Source organism: Burkholderia sp. NLJ2, assembly GCF_049487195.1.
Taxonomy (GTDB): domain Bacteria; phylum Pseudomonadota; class Gammaproteobacteria; order Burkholderiales; family Burkholderiaceae; genus Burkholderia; species Burkholderia pyrrocinia.
The window spans coordinates 1,764,857-1,786,222 of the sequence record NZ_CP137808.1; the positions used below are offsets into that span (position 1 = coordinate 1,764,857).

A 21,366-nucleotide genomic window follows, 5' to 3' on the forward strand; every position below is an offset into this window, starting at 1 on the left:
CAACCAGAATGGGTATCACCGTCCGTAACCTTCAGAAGCGCTTCGGCGACTTCACGGCGCTCGACAACGTCTCGCTCGACTTTCCGCCCGGCGAGCTGGTCGCGCTGCTCGGGCCGTCCGGCTGCGGCAAGACCACGCTGTTGCGCGTGATCGCGGGCCTCGAGCACGCGGACGCCGGCCAGGTCGTGCTGCAGGGGCTCGACGTCGCGTCGGTCGGTGCGCGCGACCGCCAGGTCGGTTTCGTGTTCCAGCACTACGCGCTGTTCCGTCACATGACGGTGTTCGAGAACGTTGCGTTCGGGCTGCGCGTGAAGCCGCGCCGCGAGCGGCCGTCGGAAGCCGTAATCCGCGACAAGGTGCACGAATTGCTGAAGCTCGTGCAGCTCGACTGGCTCGCGCAGCGCTATCCGTCCGAGTTGTCGGGCGGCCAGCGCCAGCGCATCGCGCTCGCCCGCGCGCTCGCGGTCGAGCCGAAGGTGCTGCTGCTCGACGAACCGTTCGGCGCGCTCGACGCGAAGGTCCGCAAGGAACTGCGCGGCTGGCTGCGCCGTCTGCACGACGACCTGCACATCTCGACGATCTTCGTCACGCACGACCAGGAGGAGGCGCTGGAAGTGGCCGATCGAATCGTCGTGCTGAACCGCGGCCACGTCGAGCAGGTCGGCAGCCCGCAGGACGTCTACGATCATCCGCAGAGCGCGTTCGTGTACGAGTTCCTCGGCGCGGCGAACCGGCTGCCGGGCACGGTCGCCGGGCGCGGCTTCGTCGCCGAGGGCGCTGCTGCGCCGATCGAGGTCGACGCCGATTTCGCGGGCCCTGCGAACGCGTACGTGCGCCCGCACGACCTGCAGCTTTGGCCGGCAGGCGAAGGGCACCGGGACGGCATTGCGGTGGACGTGCGCCGCGTGATCCCGCTCGGCGGTTCGGTGCGCGTCGAGCTCGAGGCGCGCGCGGGCGGTGCGCTCGAGGCGGAACTCGATCGCGACGCGTGGCGTGCGCTCTCGCTGCAGGTCGGCGACGGCGCGACGGCCGTGCCGCGCGCGGTGCGCGTGTTTCCCGCGCGTTGAAGCGAGAATGCAGGGCAGGGGGCGGAATTCGCTCCGATTCGACAATCAAACAACGACAGCCTAAGAGGCATACCCATGAATTTTCAGCAATTGCGGTTCGTGCGCGAAGCGGTGCGCCAGAACATGAACCTGACGGAAGTCGCGAACGTGCTGTACACGTCCCAGTCGGGCGTGTCGAAGCAGATCAAGGATCTCGAGGATGAACTGGGCGTCGACATCTTCATTCGACGCGGCAAGCGGCTGACGGGCCTCACGGAGCCCGGCAAGGCCGTGCACCAGTTGATCGAGCGGATGCTGCTCGACGCCGAGAACCTGCGCCGCGTCGCACGCCAGTTCGCGGACCAGGACAGCGGCCACCTCGTCGTCGCGACGACGCACACGCAGGCGCGCTATGCGCTGCCGAAGGTGATCCGGCAGTTCACCGACGTGTTCCCGAAGGTGCATCTCGCGCTCCGTCAGGGCAGCCCGCAGCAGATCGCGCAGATGATCCTGAACGGCGAGGCCGATCTCGGCATCTCGACCGAGGCGCTCGACCGCTATCCGGACATCGTCACGTTCCCGTGCTATTCGTGGCACCACACGGTCGTCGTGCCGAAGGGGCATCCGCTGGTCGGCCGCGAGAACCTGACGCTCGAGGAAATCGCCGAGTATCCGATCATCACGTACGACCAGGACTTCACGGGCCGCTCGCACATCGACCAGGCGTTCACGGCGGCAGGTGCCGTGCCCGACGTCGTGCTGACCGCGATCGACGCGGACGTGATCAAGACTTATGTCGAGCTCGGGATGGGGATCGGCGTCGTCGCGGCGATGGCTTACGATCCGCAGCGTGACACGGGCCTCGTCGCGCTCGATACGCAGCACCTGTTCGAAGCGAGCACGACGCGGGTCGGGCTGCGCAAGGGCGCGTTCCTGCGCGCGTATGCGTACCGGCTGATCGAGATGTTCGCGCCGCACCTGAACGAAGCGGAAATCTCGGCGCTGTTGCGCGAAGCCGTCTGACGGCAGCAGTTCTCGCGCCGTCCAGGCTGTTGCCCCGGACGGCGCGGCGTGCGTTCGCCCGATGCGATGCGCAGCGCGGCGGCAGGGGCGGTGCCGCCATCATGGTTGGCCGATTCATCGACCCATCGACCGCAGTCGCGGTTTTCAATCTTTCCAGTCCGATTCGCCGCACGCGGCGATCGACACGCGTTCGCCTGTCAGCAGAAAAACGAGACGGCACATCCGAACGCTTCGTTTCGGCCACTCGGCCAGGCCGAACGGGCCATTTTTCGGAAGATATGATTCAATGCGCGTGAATGCCGGATGACGGGCATTCGAGCCGCTCCTCGGTCGTCATCCCGACCGGCCGGCCAGCATCTGCAATGCAACACGCAACTCACGCCGCCAGGACGAGGCGCGGAAAGCGAAACTGGCAGGCAATCCGCATCCAGAAAAATACGCGCGCGGAAGGTCGCCTCCGACACAGTCGACGACACATTGCGCAGCACGCAGCACGCAACACGCAGCACGCAACACGCAACACGCAACACGCAACACGCAACACGCAACACGCAACACGCAACACGCAACACGCAACACGCAGCACGCAGCACGCAGCACGCACGAAGAAGAGGTAAACAATGAATCTCAAATGGTTTCTCTTTTCCTTCGAAGGCCGGATCGGGCGCATGCCGTGGTGGATCTACGCGCTGGTTTCCGCGTTGGTCAGCGCGTTTTTCGACGCAGGTTCCCGCGGTTCGTCGAATGACGATCTGCCGCTGCTGGCGATGCTCGTGCTGTTCGCGATCGCGGTCGTCGCGGTGTGGTCGTCGATTGCCGTCGGCGTGAAGCGGCTGCACGACATCGACAAGTCGGGGTGGTGGATGCTGCTGCTCTTCGTACCGATCGTCGGCGCGATTGCGCTGTTCGTGATGAACGGCTTCATCGCCGGCACGCCGCATGCGAACCGCTTCGGCGCGCCGCCGTCGGCCGACGAAGACGAGCCGGCGCCGCAGGACCCGGCGTGACGCGCTGCGGCCTCCGCAAGTGTGGTTTTTGCGCGTCGCGACGCACGATCGCGCACTCCGAAAAAACCCTTAAATATTGATCAGACAGGTTGCGCGTCGACACGAATCGGTACAGCATAGCTTTCACTCCGCCGGCTTCCAGCCGGCGGTGGCGCGTCAACGACAGCACGCGCCAGGCAGTCGGCCGTCTGCCTCGCTTCCATTCCGTGGTACCGACAGCAGCATCGATGGCCATTGCTCGGGTAGTGTGGCGCAAACGTTTGCTCACATTAAAACAACAGTCCGGCCCTTCGGGCCAGTCGCCAGGAGATGTGTATGAATGTCCGCTTTCGCCGTCGCTTTCTGACCGCCGCGCTTGCCGCCGTCGCGGTCGCCGCCGCACCGGCTGTCCACGCGCAATCTGCGGCCAAGCCGAAGGTCGCGCTCGTGATGAAGTCGCTCGCCAACGAGTTCTTCCTGACCATGGAAACCGGCGCGAAGGAATACCAGAAACACAACGCGAATCAGTTCGACCTGATCACCAATGGCATCAAGGACGAGACCGACACCGCGAACCAGATCCGCATCGTCGAGCAGATGATCGTGTCGAAGGTCGACGCGATCGTGCTCGCGCCGGCCGATTCGAAGGCGCTCGTGCCGGTCGTGAAGAAGGCCGTCGACGCGGGCGTCATCGTCGTGAACATCGACAACCGGCTCGATCCCGACGTGCTGAAGTCGAAGAACCTGAACGTGCCGTTCGTCGGCCCGGACAACCGCAAGGGCGCGCGCAAGATCGGCGATTACCTCGAGAAGAAGCTGAAGGCGGGCGACCAGGTCGGCATCGTCGAAGGCGTGTCGACGACGACCAATGCGCAGCAGCGCACGGCCGGCTTCCAGGACGCGATGAAGGCGGGCGGGATGAAGGTCGTGTCGGTGCAGTCCGGCGAATGGGAGATCGACAAGGGCAATGCGGTGGCTGCCGCGATGCTCAACGAATACCCGAACCTGAAGGCGCTGCTGTGCGGCAACGACAACATGGCGATCGGCGCCGTGTCGGCCGTGCGCGCGGCCGGCAAACAGGGCAAGGTGGCCGTGGTCGGCTACGACAACATCAACGCGATCAAGCCGATGCTGAAGGACGGCCGCGTGCTCGCGACCGCCGACCAGTACGCGGCGAAGCAGGCCGTGTTCGGTATCGACACGGCGCTCAAGGCGATCGCCGAGCATCGCAAGCAGGCCGACATGTCCGGCGTGGTCGAGACGCCGGTGGATCTCGTGACGAAGTAACGCCGCGCCGGTGCGGCCGCCGCCCTCAAGAATCCGGCGCGGCGGCCGTTATCCGGAGTGAGCGCGATCACGGCCACTGCATTCACATGCACTAGTGAGCGTCACACCCGCGCGCCGCGTGCGCGCGGCCGCAACCAGGATCGCGATGGAACCGACCTTCCAACCCTCCCGTTCAGCCGGCCCGGTGCTGTCCGTTTCCGGCATCGGCAAGACCTATGCGGAACCCGTGCTCGCTGACGTCACGCTGTCGCTTGCGGCGGGCCAGGCGCTCGCGCTGACGGGCGAGAACGGCGCCGGCAAGAGCACGCTGTCGAAGATCATCGGCGGGCTCGTCGAACCGACCGCCGGCACGATGCAGCTCGGCGGCCACGCGTATGCGCCGGCGAGCCGCACGCAGGCCGAGGCGCTCGGCGTGCGCATGGTGATGCAGGAGTTGAACCTGCTGCCGACGCTGACGATCGCCGAAAACCTGTTTCTGAACCGCCTGCCGCGGCGCTTCGGGATCATCGATCGCGCGCGGCTGCGCGACGACGCGCGTGCTGCGATGGCGCAGGTCGGGCTCGACATGGTCGATCCCGATACGCCCGTCGGTGCGCTCGGCATCGGCCATCAACAGATGGTCGAGATCGCGCGCAATCTGATCGGCGATTGCCGCGTGCTGATTCTCGACGAGCCGACCGCGATGCTGACCGCGCGCGAAGTCGCGCTGCTGTTCGAGCAGATCGATCGGCTGAAGTCGCGCGGTGTCGCGATCGTCTACATCTCGCACCGGCTCGAGGAACTCGCGCGCGTCGCCGAACGCGTCGCGGTGCTGCGCGACGGCCGGCTCGTGCATGCCGGCGACATGGCGGCGACGACATCCGACGGGCTCGTCACGCTGATGGTCGGGCGCGAGATCGGCGAGCACATCGATCTCGGCGAGCGCCATATCGGCGCGCCGCGGCTCGTCGTGTCGGGCCTCACGCGCGGGTCGGCCGTGCAGGACGTGTCGCTCGAGGTGCGTGCGGGCGAGATCTTCGGCATCTCGGGGCTGATCGGCGCGGGGCGCACCGAGCTGCTGCGGCTGATCTACGGTGCCGATGCGCCGGATGCCGGGATGATCGCGGTCGGCCAGCCGCTGAAACCGGCGCGGATCGATTCGCCCGTCGATGCGGTGAAGCACGGCATCGCGCTGATTACCGAGGATCGAAAGGGTGAGGGGCTGCTGCTGTCGCAGTCGGTCACCGCGAACGTGTCGCTCGGCCAGCTCGACCGGCTTGCGCGCGGCGGCATCGTCGACACCGCGCGCGAAACGGCGCTCGCCGAGCGGCAGATCGACGCGCTGCGGATCCGCACGCACGGCGCGACGCAGGCGGTCGGCGAGTTGTCGGGCGGCAACCAGCAGAAGGTCGTGATCGGCCGCTGGCTCGCGCGCGACATGGGCGTGCTGCTGTTCGACGAGCCGACGCGCGGCATCGACGTCGGCGCCAAATTCGAGATCTACACTTTGATGGGCGCGCTCGCGCGCGAAGGCCGCGCGCTCGTCGTCGTGTCGAGCGACCTGCGCGAGCTGATGCTGATCTGCGACCGGATCGGCGTGATGTCGGCCGGGCGCATGACCGCCGTGTTCGAGCGCGGCAACTGGACCCAGGATGCGCTGCTGGCCGCGGCGTTCGCCGGCTTCGGCCGCGAGACGCCGCCGGGCGGCGCGCAGCATCCGGACGCGGGGCCGGCGCAGGGCGCCGCTCCCGGCACTTCGACGACAGGACGACAGCAATGACCCAGCCTCCCGTATCCCCGACCGACGCAGGCGCGCAGCAGGACGTGACCGGGCGCCGCGCGCGCACGCTGTCCGGCACGCGGCTCGGCCTGTCGAACTATCTCGGGCTCGCCGGCGCGCTGGCCGCGATGATCGCGCTGTTTTCGGTGCTGAGCTCGCATTTCCTGACCTACGACACGTTCAGCACGATCGCGAACCAGATTCCCGATCTCGTCGTGATGTCGGTCGGGATGACCTTCGTGCTGATCATTGCCGGGATCGACCTGTCGGTCGGCTCGGTGCTCGCGCTCGCCGCGTCGATGGTCAGCGTCGCCGCGCTGAAATGGCAGTGGGGGCCGCTGCCCGCCGCGCTGATCGGGATCGCGGTCGCGACCGCCACCGGCGCGCTGACCGGCGCGGTCACGGTCGGCTGGCGGATCCCGTCGTTCATCGTGTCGCTCGGCGTGCTGGAGGCCGCGCGCGGCCTCGCGTATCAGCTGACGAATTCGCGCACGGCCTATATCGGCGATGCGTTCGATTTCCTGTCGAACCCGATCGCGCTCGGCATCTCGCCGGCGTTCCTGATCGCGGTCGCGGTGATGATCGCGGCCCAGTTCGGGCTCACGCGCACCGTGTTCGGGCGCTATCTCGTCGGGATCGGCACGAACGAGGAAGCCGTCCGACTTGCGGGGGTTAACCCGCGACCGTATAAAATCCTCGTATTCGCATTGATGGGCGCGCTCGCGGGGCTCGCGTCGCTGTTCCAGATTTCGCGGCTCGAGGCGGCCGACCCGAACGCGGGCGTGGGCCTCGAACTGCAGGTAATCGCGGCCGTCGTGATCGGCGGCACGAGCCTGATGGGCGGGCGCGGCTCGGTGATCAGCACGTTTTTCGGCGTGTTGATCATCTCCGTGCTGGCCGCGGGGCTGGCGCAGATCGGCGCGAACGAGCCGACGAAACGGATCATCACCGGCGCGGTGATCGTGGTGGCGGTCGTGCTCGATACGTATCGCAGCCGGCGCGCGCGCGTTCGGTAGAAAGACAGACAGAACAGACCAGAGAGAAACGGGAAATGGCGACGATCAAGGATGTGGCGGCCATGGCGGGCGTGTCGTTTACGACCGTCTCGCACGTCGTGAACAATTCGCGGCCGGTGTCCGCGGACGTGCGTGCGAAGGTCGAGGGCGCAATCCGCGAGCTGAACTACGTGCCATCGGCCGTGGCGCGCTCGCTGAAGGCGCGGGCGACGGCAACCATCGGCCTCGTCGTGCCGAACAGCACGAATCCGTACTTCGCGGAGCTTGCGCGCGGCATCGAGGATCAGTGCGCGGCCAACGGCTATTGCGTGTTCTTCTGCAACTCGGACGACGATCCCGTGAAGCAGCGCAACTACCTGCGCGTGCTGCAGGAAAAGCGTATCGACGGGCTGATCGTCGCATCGGCGGGCGAGGATGCGGTGCTGGCGCAGACGCTCGCGGACATCCATGCGCCGCTCGTCGTCGTCGACCGCAACATCGAGGGGCTCGCGGCCGACCTCGTGCAGATCGACCACGAGCGCGGCGCGTACCTGGCGACGCGCCACCTGCTCGAACTCGGGCACGCGAAGATCGGCTGCATCACCGGGCCGACCGATACGGCCGTCAGCGCGATGCGCGTGCACGGTTTCATCCGCGCGATGGCCGAGCGCGGGGTCGACATCGTGCCGGGTGCGATCGCGGAAAGCGATTTCTCGTGCCTCGGCGGCTATCACGCGGCGGCGCGGCTGTTCGAAACGGTGCGGCCGAGCGCGATCTTCGCGGGCAACGACCTGATGGGCGTCGGCGCGCTCCGCGCGGCGGCCGAGCGCGGGCTGCGCGTGCCCGACGACTGCTCGATCATCGGTTTCGACGACATCGAATTTTCCCGCTACACGTATCCGGCGCTGTCGACGGTCGGCCAGTCGGTGCGCGCGCTCGGCGAAATGGCCGCGCAGACGCTGATCGAGCGGATCGGCGGCGGCTCGACGGCCGTGCCGAGCCGCCGTCGCGTCGTGTCGCCGCGCCTCGTGCTGCGCGAATCGACGGCGATCTACCGCGAGCCGCCCGCCTCCGGCGGTCGCGCATGACGGCGGCCGCTGCGGGCGCCGGCCGCGTGACGGTGGTCGGCAGCCTGAACATGGATCTCGTCGTGCGTGCGCCGCGGCTGCCGCTGCCGGGCGAAACGCTCGCCGGGCATGCATTCGCGCAGGCGGCGGGCGGCAAGGGCGGCAACCAGGCCGTCGCCGCCGCACGGCTCGGCGCGCAGGTCGCGATGATCGGCTGCGTCGGCGCGGATGCGCACGGCGCTGCGCTGCGCGCGGGCCTCGAAGCCGAGGGCATCGACTGCACGGGGCTGGCGACGAGCGCGTCGGCGTCGACCGGCGTCGCGCTGATCGTCGTCGACGATGCGAGCCAGAACGCGATCGTGATCGTCGCGGGCGGCAACGGCGAGGTCGCGACCGACACGGTCGCGCGCCACGAAGCCGCGCTGACATCGGCGGACGTGCTGATCTGCCAGCTCGAGACGCCGCCCGATGCGGTGTTCGCGGCGCTGTCGGCCGGGCGGCGGCTCGGCCGCACGGTGGTGCTCAATCCGGCCCCGGCGGTCGCGCCGCTGCCGGACGGCTGGCTGCCGCTGGTCGATTACCTGATCCCCAACGAAGTCGAGGCGGCCGCGCTGACCGCGCTGCCGGTGCGCGATCCGGCCGATGCGGAAGCCGCCGCGCGTGCGCTGCAGGCCGGCGGCGCGCGCAACGTGCTGGTCACGCTCGGCGCGCGCGGCGTGCTCGCGCTGACGGCCGACGGCATCGCGCGGCATTATCCGGCGCCGGCCGTGCAGGCCGTCGACACGACGGCAGCCGGCGACACCTTCATCGGCGGCTTTTCCGCGCGGATCGCGGCCGGCGCGGACGTCGACACGGCCATCCGCTTCGCGCAACGCGCGGCGGCGCTGTCGGTCACGCGAGCAGGCGCGCAGCCGTCGATTCCGACGCTCGCCGAACTGGCCGAATAGGGCCCGATCGCCGATTCCGCATCGCGGCCGGCCCGTCACATGCGACGGCCGGCCGTACCGCCTGTCATCAGCCACCGGCCACCGGCCGGCGCCCCGCGGGCTTTCTCCCATCCGGTTCGGCGAACCCGCCGGATTTCCCGCCAATTATTCAGCCGTCTGTAATAAACAGACTAATAATTCGAAAAAATTGCTGGAAAACCATCAAGTTGTGCACTACACGGTCGTAAATGCACGGAGTGAAGCAATGCTTCGAGCCAACGGGCCTGGCCCGTTCATGACGACGCAACACAGGATGGATGATGGTGTTCAGGAATCTGACGATTCGTGCGCGCATCGGTTTGACGATGGCGTTTCTGGCGGTGCTGCTGGGCGTAACCGGCGTGCTCGGACTGTACGGGATGACGCGTTCGAACGACTCGACGCGCGATATTTTCACGAACCAGATGCCGAGTGCGGTCGACGTGGCGGTCGCGGAGATGTTCTCTGCGCGCGAGCGCCTCGCGCTCGACCGCGCGGCGCTGCTGTCCGGCACGCCCGATTCGGCGGCCGCCATCGAGCGCAGCCGTGCGATGCGCACGCAGTCCGACGCGTGGTGGCAGAAGTATCTCGCGCTGCCGCGCGGGCCGGAGGAGGATCGGCTCGCGCAGGATGTCGCCGCGAAGCGGCTGGCGCTGCAACGCAGCTGTGACGCGTTCGCGAGCATCGTCGGGGCGGACCAGCGCGATCGCATCGGCGACGGCGCCAAGCAGCTCCAGGCGCTCTACAACGATCTCTCGGTGGCGAGCGAAGCGTTGCGCAACTTTCAGTTCACCGATGCGAAGGCGAACTTCGAACGTGCGGAAACGGTGTTCGACACGCTGCGCGTGCTGTCGATCGTCGCGCTCGCGGCTGGCTTCGGCGCCGCGTTGCTGTCGTGGCTGACGCTGAGCCGCGCGATCGGCCGCCCGATCGCGGACGCGCTCGCGCATTTCGACGCGATCTCCGCAGGCGACCTGCGCCGGCCGATCGTCGTGCACCGGCGAGACGAAATGGGCCAGCTTCTCGACGGCCTCGCGAAGATGCAGCGCGGGCTCGTCGACACGGTGCGCACCGTGCGCGGCGGCAGCGAGTCGATCGCGACCGCGGCCCGCCAGATCGCGGCCGGCAACATCGACCTGTCGTCGCGCACCGAGGAACAGGCCGCTGCGCTGCAGGAAACCGCGTCGAGCATGGAACAGCTGACCGGCACCGTGAAACAGAACGCGGACAATGCGCGACAGGCAAGTTCGCTGGCCGCGAACGCATCGGAGATTGCAAACAAGGGCAATACGGTGGTCGGCCAGGTGGTCGGCACGATGGGCGAGATCAACGACAGCTCGGCAAAGATCGCGGACATCATTGCGATCATCGAAGGAATCGCATTCCAGACCAACATTCTTGCGCTGAATGCGGCCGTCGAAGCCGCGCGCGCGGGCGAGGAAGGCCGCGGCTTCGCGGTCGTCGCGGGCGAGGTGCGCAGCCTCGCACAGCGTTCGTCGACCGCGGCCAAGGAGATCAAGGCGCTGATCGACGCATCGGTGGAGCGCATCCGGTCGGGTTCGACACTGGTCGACGAAGCGGGGCGCACGATGAGCGACGTGATCGGTGCGGTGCAGCGCGTGACGGACATCATGGGCGAAATCGCCGCGGCATCCGAGGAACAGAGCGGCGGGATCGACCAGGTGGCGCGCGCGGTCGCGCAGATGGATGAGGTCACGCAGCAGAATGCGGCGCTCGTCGAGGAAGCCGCGGCCGCCGCGCAGTCGCTCGACGAACAGGCTGCGCGCTTGCGCGAAACGGCGTCGGTGTTCCAGCTCGACGACGAAGCGGCACGCCCGGGCGCCGTCGCGCCGGTTGCGGCGCGTCACGCGTCGCGTGCCCCCGCGACGGCGGTTGCGGTGCCGGCACAACAGGCTGCTGCGCGCGACGATCGCGATGCCCCGCCGAAGCGCACGGCTGCGGCGACGCCGGCTCGCAAGCCCGTGACTGCATCCGCGGCATCCGCAGCGGCGCCGGTCGCTGCGGCCGCCGGCGCCGACGACTGGGAGACCTTCTGATTCGCGCATGCCGCGTATCTATCCCCATTTGGTGACGAACGACGCCCGCGACATGCGGGCGTCGTCGTTTCGGCGGCAGACAAAATGTGACAGTGCGCATGAACGATCGTGCATCGTTGCGTGCATCGCGCGACCCGTCCCGGCGGATACACGCAACGATGCGCGTCGTATGCCCGCAACTGTCGTACGGGTATCTCCGTAAGGGCGCTGCGCAAAAAAATTGTAACGGTGCGCGAAGCGTGTCGTCGTAAACGGCCGCTCGAACGTATAGGGATGAAGGGGAGAAGCGACGACGTCGGATGTGTCCAACGCACAAGACGTTCCGTCGTTCGACAAGACGCGGCGGATGCAGATTCTGCGGCTCGGGAGATCGATTGTAAAACGGCGAAATGTGTTGTCCAAGCGGTGTTGTCGAGAATAACGAACTTCATACGAAGAGTTCGTGAAAAAAAATAAGAAAGGGTTTAGGATGAATTCGAACGCGCTTGCTTCTGCGCAGTCGTACGAAGGCAGGCACGTCTTCAGACTCAGGCGAGGGAGGTAGCATGGATATTTACAGCAGCTTCGCGAACCGCTTCGAAAAAACGCGAGAGGAAGAGCTCTCGCTGGAGGAGTATCTCGCGCTCTGCAAGAACGATCCATCCGCGTACGCGACGGCTGGTGAACGCATGCTGGCAGCAATCGGGGAACCTGAACACATCGATACCCGCAACGAGCCGCGCCTGTCGCGGATCTTCGCGAACAAGGTCATCAAGGTCTATCCGGCGTTTCGTGAGTTCTACGGAATGGAGGAAGTGATCGAGCAGGTGGTCGCGTATTTCCGCCACGCTGCGCAAGGGCTCGAAGAGAAGAAGCAGATCCTCTACCTGCTCGGCCCGGTGGGCGGCGGCAAGTCGTCGATCGCCGAGCGTCTGAAGCAACTGATGGAGCGCGTGCCGTTCTATTCGCTGAAGGGCTCGCCCGTCAACGAATCGCCGCTCGGGCTGTTCGACTACGACGAAGACGGCCCGATCCTCGAGGAACAGTACGGCATTCCGCGCCGCTACCTGAAAAACATCCTGAGTCCGTGGGCCGTCAAACGCCTGCACGAATACAACGGCGACATCCGCCAGTTCCGCGTCGTGCGCCGTTATCCGTCGATCCTGCGGCAGGTCGGCATCGCGAAGACGGAGCCGGGCGACGAGAACAATCAGGACATCTCGTCGCTGGTCGGCAAGGTCGACATCCGCAAGCTCGAACAGTATGCGCAGGACGATGCCGATGCGTACAGCTACTCGGGCGGCCTGTGCCTCGCGAACCAGGGCCTGCTCGAATTCGTCGAAATGTTCAAGGCGCCGATCAAGGTGCTGCACCCGCTGCTGACCGCCACGCAGGAAGGCAACTTCAAGGGCACCGAGGGCTTCGGCGCGATTCCGTTCGACGGGATCATCCTCGCGCACTCGAACGAGTCGGAGTGGAAGGCGTTCCGCAACAACCGCAACAACGAGGCACTGCTCGACCGGATCTTCGTCGTGAAGGTGCCGTACTGCCTGCGCGTGTCGGAAGAGACCAAGATCTACGAGAAGCTGATCCGCAACTCGTCGCTTGCCGAGGCCGTATGCGCGCCGGGCACGCTGAAGATGATGTCGCAGTTCTCGGTGCTGTCGCGTCTGCACGAGCCGGAGAATTCGAGCCTGTTCTCGAAGATGCAGGTGTATGACGGCGAAAACCTGAAGGACACCGATCCGAAGGCGAAGTCGTATCAGGAGTACCGCGACTACGCGGGCGTGGACGAAGGGATGACGGGCGTGTCGACACGCTTCGCGTTCAAGATCCTGTCGCGCGTGTTCAACTTCGATTCGAGCGAGGTCGCGGCCAACCCCGTGCACCTGATGTACGTGCTCGAACAGCAGATCGAACGCGAGCAGTTCCCGCCGGAAACCGAGCAGAAGTACCTGTCCTTCGTGAAGGACGTGCTCGCGTCGCGTTACGCGGATTTCATCGGCAAGGAGATCCAGACGGCCTATCTCGAGTCGTATTCGGAGTACGGCCAGAACATCTTCGACCGCTACGTCACGTATGCCGACTTCTGGATCCAGGACCAGGAATTCCGCGATCACGACACGGGCGAGAGCTTCGATCGCGCCGCGTTGAACGCGGAGCTGGAGAAGATCGAGAAACCGGCCGGCATCAGCAATCCGAAGGATTACCGCAACGAGATCGTGAACTTCGTGTTGCGTGCACGGGCGGCGAACGCCGGCAAGAACCCCGTGTGGACGAGCTACGAGAAGTTGCGCGTCGTGATCGAGAAGAAGATGTTCTCGAACACCGAGGAGCTGTTGCCGGTGATTTCGTTCAACGCAAAGGGTTCGGCGGAGGAGCAGCGCAAGCATGAGGACTTTGTGAACCGGATGGTCGCGAAGGGCTATACGCCGAAGCAGGTGAGGCTGCTTTGCGACTGGTATCTGCGCGTGCGCAAGTCGTCATGACGCGCGCGGTACCGAGCCCGTACGGCGCGTCCGTACGGGCGCTTTCAGAGACGCCGCCCGCATGACGGGAGACGGCATGTGCGGCGAGCGTCCCGGCATATCGACTTTCGAGCGGGAGACCGGCAGTGCTTCATCAAATCATCGACCGCAGGCTGGCCGGCAAGAACAAGAGCATCGCCAACCGCGAACGCTTTCTGCGTCGCGTCAAGAACTACATTCGTCGTGCCGTGTCCGACGCGGTGCGCGACCGTAGCATCAAGGATATCCAGAGCACGCAGAGCATCACGATCCCGCGCAAGGACATCGCGGAGCCGAATTTCCGGCACGGGCCGGGCGGGCGTCGTGAATACGTGCACCCCGGCAACGAGGACTACGTGCGCGGCGACAAGATCCCGCGTCCGCAGGGCGGCTCGGGCGGCGGCGGCAGTCAGGCCAGCAACGAAGGCGAAGGGCAGGACGACTTCGTGTTCGAGCTGTCGCGCGACGAGTTCATGCAGTACTTCTTCGACGATCTCGAACTGCCGCGCCTCGTGAAGACGCACCTGCTGACGGTGCCGAGCTGGAAGAACGTGCGCGCGGGCTGGTCGGCGGAAGGCACGCCGAACAACATCGACGTGGTGCGTTCGCTGCGCAGCGCGCTCGGCCGGCGCATCGCGCTCGGCTCGCCGCTCGTCAACGAGTTGCGCGAACTCGAGGCGCAGCTCGAATTGATGAAGAGCGATCCGGAAGACCGCCGCGAGGACATCGCGACGCTCGAGGCCGAGATCCATCACCTGAAGGGGCGCATCTGGCGGATTCCGTTCATCGATCCGTTCGACCTGCGCTACATCAACCGCGTGAAGCAGCCGCAGCCGTCGAGCCAGGCCGTGATGTTCTGCCTGATGGACGTGTCGGGCTCGATGGACGAGCAGCGCAAGGATCTCGCGAAGCGCTTCTTCATCCTGCTTTACCTGTTCCTCAAGCGCAACTACGAGCGCATCGAGGTCGTGTTCATCCGTCACCATACGCGTGCCGAGGAAGTCGACGAGGATACCTTCTTCCATTCGACCGAGAGCGGCGGCACGGTCGTGTCGAGCGCGCTCGAACTGATGCGCAAGGTGCAGAACGAGCGCTACTCGCCGACCGAGTGGAACATCTACGGCGCGCAGGCGTCCGACGGCGACAACTGGACCGACGATTCGCCCAAGTGTCGCAAAATCCTGGAAGAGGATATCCTCACGAAGACGCGTTACTTCGCGTATATCCAGGTCGCGCCGGAAGAGCAGAATCTGTGGCTGGAGTACGCGCAGCTCGCGCTGTCGCAGCCGCATCTCGCGATGAAAAAAGTGGAATCGGCTGCCGAGATTTACCCGGTGTTTCGCGAATTGTTCGAAAAGCAGGTGGAAATGTCATGACGACCCGCCATCTGCACAACGAGTCGCGCGGCTACGAGCCGCGCCCCTCCGGCGACGACACGGCCGGCTCTGCCGCATCGCAGCAACGCGCGCAGGCCGAACCGCCGCCGCCGGCCGCCGACTTGCCCGGCTCCGGGCAAAAGGAAGCGCGTATGAACGTTGCCGAACGCAAGCCGCTGCCGTGCCCGTCCGACTGGACGTTCGAACTGCTCGAGGAATACGACACGCACATCTCGCAGGTCGCCGAACAATACGAGCTCGACATCTACCCGATCCAGCTCGAACTGATCAGCGCCGAACAGATGATGGATGCGTATGCGTCGGTCGGGATGCCCGTCAACTACCGCCACTGGTCGTTCGGCAAGCACTTCCTCGCGACCGAGAAGAGCTACCGCCGCGGCCAGATGGGCCTCGCGTACGAAATCGTCATCAATTCGAATCCGTGCATCGCGTATCTGATGGAAGAGAACACGATGACGATGCAGGCGCTCGTCATCGCGCACGCGGCGTACGGGCACAACTCGTTCTTCAAGGGCAACTACCTGTTCCGGCTGTGGACCGACGCGCACGCGATCATCGACTATCTCGTGTACGCGAAGAACTACGTCGCGGAATGCGAGGAGCGCTACGGGCTCGATCGGGTCGAGGAACTGCTCGATTCGTGCCATGCGCTGATGAACTACGGCGTCGACCGCTACAAGCGGCCGCAGAAGCCGTCGCTGTCGAAGGAAGCGGCGCTGCGGCGCGAGCGCGAGGCGTACCTGCAGTCGCAGGTGAATGAACTGTGGCGCACGCTGCCGGGCAAGAAGCCGGAGCTGATGGAGGAGCAGGAAGGCCGCTATCCGCCCGAGCCGCAGGAGAACCTGCTGTATTTCGCGGAGAAGAACGCGCCGCTGCTCGAACCGTGGGAGCGGGAAGTGATCCGCATCGTGCGCAAGATCGGCCAGTATTTCTACCCGCAGCGGCAGACGCAGGTGATGAACGAAGGCTGGGCGACGTTCTGGCATTACACGCTGCTGAACACGCTGTACAACCAGGGCAAGCTGGAAGACGGCTTCATGATGGAGTTCCTGCATTCGCACAGCAACGTGGTCTACCAGCCGCCCGTCACGAAGCCGTACTACAGCGGGATCAACCCGTATGCGCTCGGTTTCTCGATGATGAGCGACATCCGGCGGATCTGCGAAGCACCGACGGAAGAGGACTACAAGTGGTTTCCGGAGATCGCGGGCACCCCGTGGCTGCCGGCGATGCACTATGCGATGCGCAACTTCAAGGACGAGAGCTTCATCGCGCAATACCTGTCGCCGAACCTGATCCGCGAGATGCGGCTCTTCTCGGTGCTCGACGACGACATGCGCGATTCGCTCGAGGTGTCGGCGATCCACGACGATTCCGGTTACCAGTACGTGCGGCAGGCGTTGTCGCGGCAGTACGACATCCACCACCGCGAGCCGAACATCCAGGTGTGGGCGGTGAACACGCGCGGCGACCGCAGCCTCACGCTGCGTCACTTCATGACCGACAACCGCCACCTGTCGAACGACAGCGACGAGGTGCTCAAGCACATGGCGCGGCTCTGGCAGTTCGACGTGTACCTGGAAAGCGTCGACGAGGCCGGCACCGTGCGCAAGCGCTACGAGTGCCGCTACGTGCCGCCGGAGGTGCGCGTTTGATCGTCGGCTTCAAGAATGTTTGCATCGGACGCCAGCCCGCGGGCTGGCGTTTTCATATGACGAACGCGTGGCAGGAGAAAAATCTTCTACATCCGGACGAACCCGGAAAGCCTGTTACTTTACATTTCGCTAAAATCCCGTAGCGCCGTGCCGCCGGAACCGGTGCCACGTGCGACCGCACGCGGCGGCCCCCAGCCGTCTCGCCCAGAAAGCACTAAAAGGAACAGACCAATCCATGGACGTCCAGACCGACCAAGCTGCGCTGTCCGCGCATGACACCCGGCGGCGCGTGTTCGCCATCGTCGGCGCCTCATCGGGCAACCTCGTCGAGTGGTTCGACTTCTACATCTACTCGTTCTGCGCGCTGTACTTCGCGCCGGCGTTCTTCCCGAGCGGCAACACGACGACGCAGCTGCTGAACACGGCCGGTGTGTTCGCGGCCGGCTTCCTGATGCGTCCGATCGGCGGCTGGCTGTTCGGCCGCATCGCCGATCGTCACGGCCGGCGTGCTGCGATGATGATCTCGGTGCTGATGATGTGCGGCGGCTCGCTCGTGATCGCGGTGCTGCCGACCTATGCACAGATCGGCGCGCTCGCGCCGGCGCTGCTGCTGGTCGCGCGCCTGTTCCAGGGGCTGTCGGTGGGCGGCGAATACGGGACGAGCGCGACCTACATGAGCGAGGTCGCGTTGAAGGGCCGGCGCGGCTTCTTCGCGTCGTTCCAGTACGTGACGCTGATCGGCGGCCAGCTGTGTGCGCTGCTGGTGCTCGTGATCCTGCAGCAGACGCTGTCGACCGACGAACTGAAGGCCTGGGGCTGGCGCATCCCGTTCGTCGTCGGCGCGGCGGCCGCGCTGATCTCGCTGTACCTGCGGAAATCGCTCGACGAGACGTCGACCAGCGCGTCGCGCGACAAGAAGGACGCCGGCACGATCCGCGGCGTGTGGCAGCACAAGGGCGCGTTCTTCACGGTGGTCGGCTTCACGGCCGGCGGCTCGCTGATCTTCTACACGTTCACCACATACATGCAGAAGTACCTCGTGAACACGGCCGGCATGCACGCGAAGACGGCCAGCAACGTGATGACCGTCGCGCTGCTCGTCTACATGCTGATTCAGCCGGTGTTCGGCGCGCTGTCCGACAGGATCGGCCGCCGTACGTCGATGATCCTGTTCGGCTCGTTCGCGGTGATCGGCACGGTGCCGCTGATGCATGCGCTGAAGGACGTCACGAGCCCGGTGGCCGCGTTCGTGCTGATCACGGTCGCGCTGGCGATCGTCAGCTTCTACACGTCGATCAGCGGTCTCATCAAGGCCGAGATGTTCCCGCCGGAAGTGCGCGCGATGGGCGTCGGCCTGTCGTATGCGGTCGCGAACGCGATCTTCGGCGGCTCGGCCGAGTACGTCGCGCTGTGGTTCAAGTCGATCGGCAGCGAGGAAACCTTCTACTGGTACGTGACCGTGCTGTGCGCGATCTCGCTGATCGTGTCGTGGCGGATGCGCGATCCGAGCAAGGAAGGGTACCTGCGCCACGAACCGTGATCGATTGCGCAGCGCGCGCATTTGCATCGTGACGAACGTCCCGCCAACTGGCGGGACGTTTTTTTTGCGGCGCGCGATTACGCGGGCGGCGGCATGGGAGCGGCCGCCGGATCGGGCACGCCCGACTGCCGGCCTTGCTCGACCAGCCATTCGAACATCCGCTCGACGATCGGCGAGCGCGACGGGCCGTCGATGCGCGACAGCCACCACGTGGTGCCGGGCAGGCGCGGGTAGTCGGCGAGCACGGTCAGCGCGCGCTGGTCGAGGCCGGCCTGCGCGACGAGGCGCGGCAGGCACGCGATGCCGCGGCCGCGCAGCACGGCGTCCAGCACGAGCCGCTGATCGTCGTAGATCGCGTGCATCCGGAAATCCGACAGCTGCTCGCGAAACGCCGTCGCCAGGCGCTCGTCGGTCAGGCTCGCTTCGAGGCAGATAAGCCCCGCATGCCGCGGGTGCGCGCCGCGCGGCACGCGTTCGAGCTGCGCCGCCAGCGGCGTCGCGCATACCGTCACCCACTCGTCCCGCATGAACGGGATATCCAGCAGGCCGGGCTGCAGCATCGGCCGCGTGCCGATCGTCATGTCGACGTCGATCTCGTCGACGTAACGCGCGGTTTCGTCGGTCGACAGCAGCGGGCACAGGTCCGGCAGCACCTGCTGCAACTGTTCGAGGCGCGGCTGCAGCCAGCCGTGCAGCAACGGCGCGGGGCACACCAGCACGACGAGCCCCGGGTTCAGGTAGGTCGCGATGCGGTCGAGCCCACCGCGTAACGTGTCCATCGCGCGCTGCACGCTGCGCTGCAGGACTTCGCCGGCGATGGTCAGTTCGACACCGCGGCCGCGCCGGCGGAACAGCGGCTGCCCGAGTTGTGCTTCCAGCTGCTGGATCTGATGGCTGATCGCCGATTGCGACAGGTGCAGATCGTCGGCCGCGCGCGAGAAATTGCCCAGCCGGGCCGCGGCTTCGAAGCCGGTCAGCAGTTTCAGGGACGGAACGCGTTGCATCAAGATATGAGGTGAATTGATTGATTCGGTCAAAAAATATCAATATTCATCAAGTTTAACCTGTCGCACAATCGGCCATCAATCACAACGGAGGCTGATCGATGGGTCGCTTTGATGCTCGCCAGCGCGGTTACCGGATGCCCGCCGAATGGGAGTCCATGGATGCCACGTGGCTCGGATGGCCGGTTCTCGACGGTCGCGAAGACCTGTGGGGCGTTCATTACGCGCAGGTGTGCCGCGAATTCGCACTGGTCGCGCGGACCATCGCCCGCTACCAGCGCTGCGTGGTGGCCGTCCACCACAGCCAGGCCGACGCCGCGCGCGTGCTGGTGGGCGCGAGTGTCGACGTGTTGCCGGTCGCGGCCGAGGACAACTGGCTGCGCGATTGCGGGCCGATCTTCCTCGTCAGCGAGCAGCGCGAGCTCGGCGCGGCCGTGTTCCGCTTCAACTGCTGGGGCGAGAAGTACCAGCCGTACGACGGTTGCCAGCAGGCCGGGCAGGACATCGCGCGCGCGGCCGGTGCCGAGATCTTCAATTCGCACATGGTGCTGGAGGGCGGCTCGTTCTACGTCGACGGGCAGGGCACGCTGGTCACCACCGAGAGCTGCCTGCTGCATCCCAATCGCAACCCGCACCTGAGCCGCGCGGAGATCGACGCGGAGCTTCGCCGCATGCTGGGTGTCGAGAAGATCGTGTGGCTGCCCGGCAATCCCGACGAAGTGGAGACGAACGGGCACGTGGACGGTATCGCGTCGTTCATCGCGCCCGGCCGGATGCTGTGCCAGGCCGCGCTGCCGGAGCAGGGCGACTATTTCCGCGTGATGCGCGAAAACCGCCGCGCACTGGAACTCGCGACCGACGCGGCCGGGCGCCGTTTCGAGCTGCTCGACCTGCCGTCGCCGATCGTCAGCGAACGCTTCGGCTCCGACCGCTACTGCGATTGTTACGCGAACTACATCCTGGTGAACGGCGCGGTGATCGTGCCCGCGTTCGGCGTCGAGCAGGATCAGGCCGCACGCGAGGTCTTCAGTCGCGCGTTCCCGGGGCGTAACGTGGAGATGTTGCCGATCCCGACGCTGTCGATCGGCGGCGGCAGCATCCATTGTTCGACGCAACAGCAGCCTTCCGTCGCGAGTTGAGCGACGCCTGACCAGCAGGTATCGATCCCACGAGGAGCAATTGCAATGCCGTCCAAACACATCACCGTCGCCGCCGTGCAGATGGCGTCGGGCAGCTGGAACCTCGAAGACAACATGGCCACCGCGGAGCGCCTGATCCGCGTAGCCGCCGCGCAGGGCGCGAATCTCGTGCTGTGCCCGGAGCTGTTCGCGATGCCGTATTTCTGCGTCGACCAGAACGTGCGTCATCTCGAACTCGCGCAGCCGTTCGAAGGCAACGCGCAAATCGCCCGTTTTGCGGCACTGGCCGGCGAACTCGGCATCGTGCTGCCGATCGGCTTCTTCGAGCGCGCGGGCAATGCCGCGTACAACTCGATCGCCGTGGCGGACGCCGACGGACGCGTGCTGGGCGTCTACCGCAAGACGCATATCCCGGACGGGCCGGGGTATACGGAGAAGTTCTATTTCACGCCCGGCGACACCGGATTCAAGGTGTGGGACACGCGTTTCGGCCGGATCGGCATCGGCATCTGCTGGGACCAGTGGTATCCGGAGACGGCGCGTTGCCTCGCGCTGTTGGGCGCCGAGATCCTGTGTTTTCCGACCATCATCGGCTCGGAGCCGTTCAGCAGCGAGTTCGATTCGGCCGGCCACTGGCAGCGCACGATGCAGGGCCATGCGGCCGCGAACATGGTGCCGGTGGTGGCCGCCAACCGGATCGGCCGCGAGGTCGGCTTCGGCAACGGCAATCCGCAGCAGCAGGCGCTCACGGGCGTGTTCTACGGGTCGAGCTTCATCGCGGATCACACCGGCGAGAAGCGGGCCGAGGCGAACCGCACCGACGAAGCCGTGCTCGTGCACACGTTCGACCTCGACGCGATTCGCGCCGACCGGCAATCGTGGGGCTTTTTCCGCGATCGCCGCCCGGAGATGTATCGCACGTTGCTGACCAGCGACGGCGTGTCGTCCTGCTATCGATGA

At 65.9% G+C, this 21,366-nt stretch carries 16 protein-coding genes; 15 read left to right on the top strand and 1 reads right to left on the bottom strand.

Going from position 1 to position 21,366, the window contains the following annotated elements; genetic code table 11:
- The first annotated feature begins 8 nt into the window (after positions 1-8).
- The 13 genes from R9B84_RS08160 (at position 9) to R9B84_RS08220 (ending at position 18,263) form a co-directional block, all read left to right on the top strand.
- On the top strand, positions 9-1,067 hold the full coding sequence (locus R9B84_RS08160; protein WP_069745421.1) for a sulfate/molybdate ABC transporter ATP-binding protein: 1,059 nt from the start codon (positions 9-11) through the stop codon (positions 1,065-1,067).
- Between the two features lie 75 nt (positions 1,068-1,142).
- Complete coding sequence (locus R9B84_RS08165; RefSeq protein WP_423759902.1) at positions 1,143-2,069, top strand: CysB family HTH-type transcriptional regulator; 927 nt, start codon at positions 1,143-1,145, stop codon at positions 2,067-2,069.
- A 620-nt stretch (positions 2,070-2,689) separates the two neighbouring features.
- Complete coding sequence (locus tag R9B84_RS08170) at positions 2,690-3,076, top strand: DUF805 domain-containing protein (protein WP_423759903.1); 387 nt, start codon at positions 2,690-2,692, stop codon at positions 3,074-3,076.
- 315 nt (positions 3,077-3,391) lie between these two features.
- The gene (locus tag R9B84_RS08175) at positions 3,392-4,342 is read left to right on the top strand and encodes a sugar ABC transporter substrate-binding protein (protein WP_423759904.1); all 951 of its coding nucleotides are present in this window, start codon (positions 3,392-3,394) and stop codon (positions 4,340-4,342) included.
- A 145-nt stretch (positions 4,343-4,487) separates the two neighbouring features.
- On the top strand, positions 4,488-6,101 hold the full coding sequence (locus R9B84_RS08180; RefSeq protein ID WP_423759905.1) for a sugar ABC transporter ATP-binding protein: 1,614 nt from the start codon (positions 4,488-4,490) through the stop codon (positions 6,099-6,101).
- On the top strand, positions 6,098-7,117 hold the full coding sequence (locus R9B84_RS08185) for an ABC transporter permease (protein WP_423759906.1): 1,020 nt from the start codon (positions 6,098-6,100) through the stop codon (positions 7,115-7,117). The genes R9B84_RS08180 and R9B84_RS08185 overlap by 4 nt, the downstream gene beginning before the upstream one ends.
- A gap of 35 nt (positions 7,118-7,152) precedes the next feature.
- Entirely contained in the window at positions 7,153-8,184 is a 1,032-nt protein-coding gene (locus R9B84_RS08190; protein WP_423759907.1) for a LacI family DNA-binding transcriptional regulator, read from the top strand.
- Positions 8,181-9,110 (top strand): ribokinase, encoded by a 930-nt coding sequence (gene rbsK, locus R9B84_RS08195; protein ID WP_423759908.1) that lies wholly within the window; start codon positions 8,181-8,183, stop codon positions 9,108-9,110. Before R9B84_RS08190 ends, rbsK begins: the two co-directional genes overlap by 4 nt.
- 299 nt (positions 9,111-9,409) lie before the next feature.
- Positions 9,410-11,185 carry a methyl-accepting chemotaxis protein gene (locus R9B84_RS08200; RefSeq protein ID WP_423759909.1) on the top strand — a complete coding sequence of 592 codons (1,776 nt, stop codon included), beginning with the start codon at positions 9,410-9,412 and terminating at the stop codon, positions 11,183-11,185.
- A gap of 545 nt (positions 11,186-11,730) precedes the next feature.
- Positions 11,731-13,653: a PrkA family serine protein kinase gene (locus tag R9B84_RS08205; protein ID WP_047900613.1), complete on the top strand. Its 1,923-nt coding sequence runs from the start codon at positions 11,731-11,733 to the stop codon at positions 13,651-13,653.
- Between the two features lie 125 nt (positions 13,654-13,778).
- Positions 13,779-15,047: a YeaH/YhbH family protein gene (locus R9B84_RS08210; RefSeq protein WP_423759910.1), complete on the top strand. Its 1,269-nt coding sequence runs from the start codon at positions 13,779-13,781 to the stop codon at positions 15,045-15,047.
- The gene (locus R9B84_RS08215) at positions 15,044-16,723 is read left to right on the top strand and encodes a SpoVR family protein (protein WP_423759911.1); all 1,680 of its coding nucleotides are present in this window, start codon (positions 15,044-15,046) and stop codon (positions 16,721-16,723) included. Before R9B84_RS08210 ends, R9B84_RS08215 begins: the two co-directional genes overlap by 4 nt.
- 235 nt (positions 16,724-16,958) lie before the next feature.
- Positions 16,959-18,263, top strand: a complete 1,305-nt coding sequence (locus R9B84_RS08220; RefSeq protein WP_423759912.1) for an MFS family transporter — start codon at positions 16,959-16,961, stop codon at positions 18,261-18,263.
- Positions 18,264-18,340: 77 nt separating this feature from the next.
- Here the strand turns inward: R9B84_RS08220 and R9B84_RS08225 are convergent, their stop codons facing one another.
- Complete coding sequence (locus R9B84_RS08225; RefSeq protein ID WP_423759913.1) at positions 18,341-19,267, bottom strand: LysR family transcriptional regulator; 927 nt, start codon at positions 19,265-19,267, stop codon at positions 18,341-18,343.
- Between the two features lie 101 nt (positions 19,268-19,368).
- On the opposite strand from R9B84_RS08225, the gene R9B84_RS08230 reads away from it, so the two are divergent.
- Together R9B84_RS08230 and aguB are read left to right on the top strand one after the other, a co-directional pair.
- On the top strand, positions 19,369-20,406 hold the full coding sequence (locus R9B84_RS08230) for an agmatine deiminase family protein (RefSeq protein ID WP_423759914.1): 1,038 nt from the start codon (positions 19,369-19,371) through the stop codon (positions 20,404-20,406).
- A gap of 45 nt (positions 20,407-20,451) precedes the next feature.
- Positions 20,452-21,366: an N-carbamoylputrescine amidase gene (gene aguB / locus R9B84_RS08235; protein WP_423759915.1), complete on the top strand. Its 915-nt coding sequence runs from the start codon at positions 20,452-20,454 to the stop codon at positions 21,364-21,366.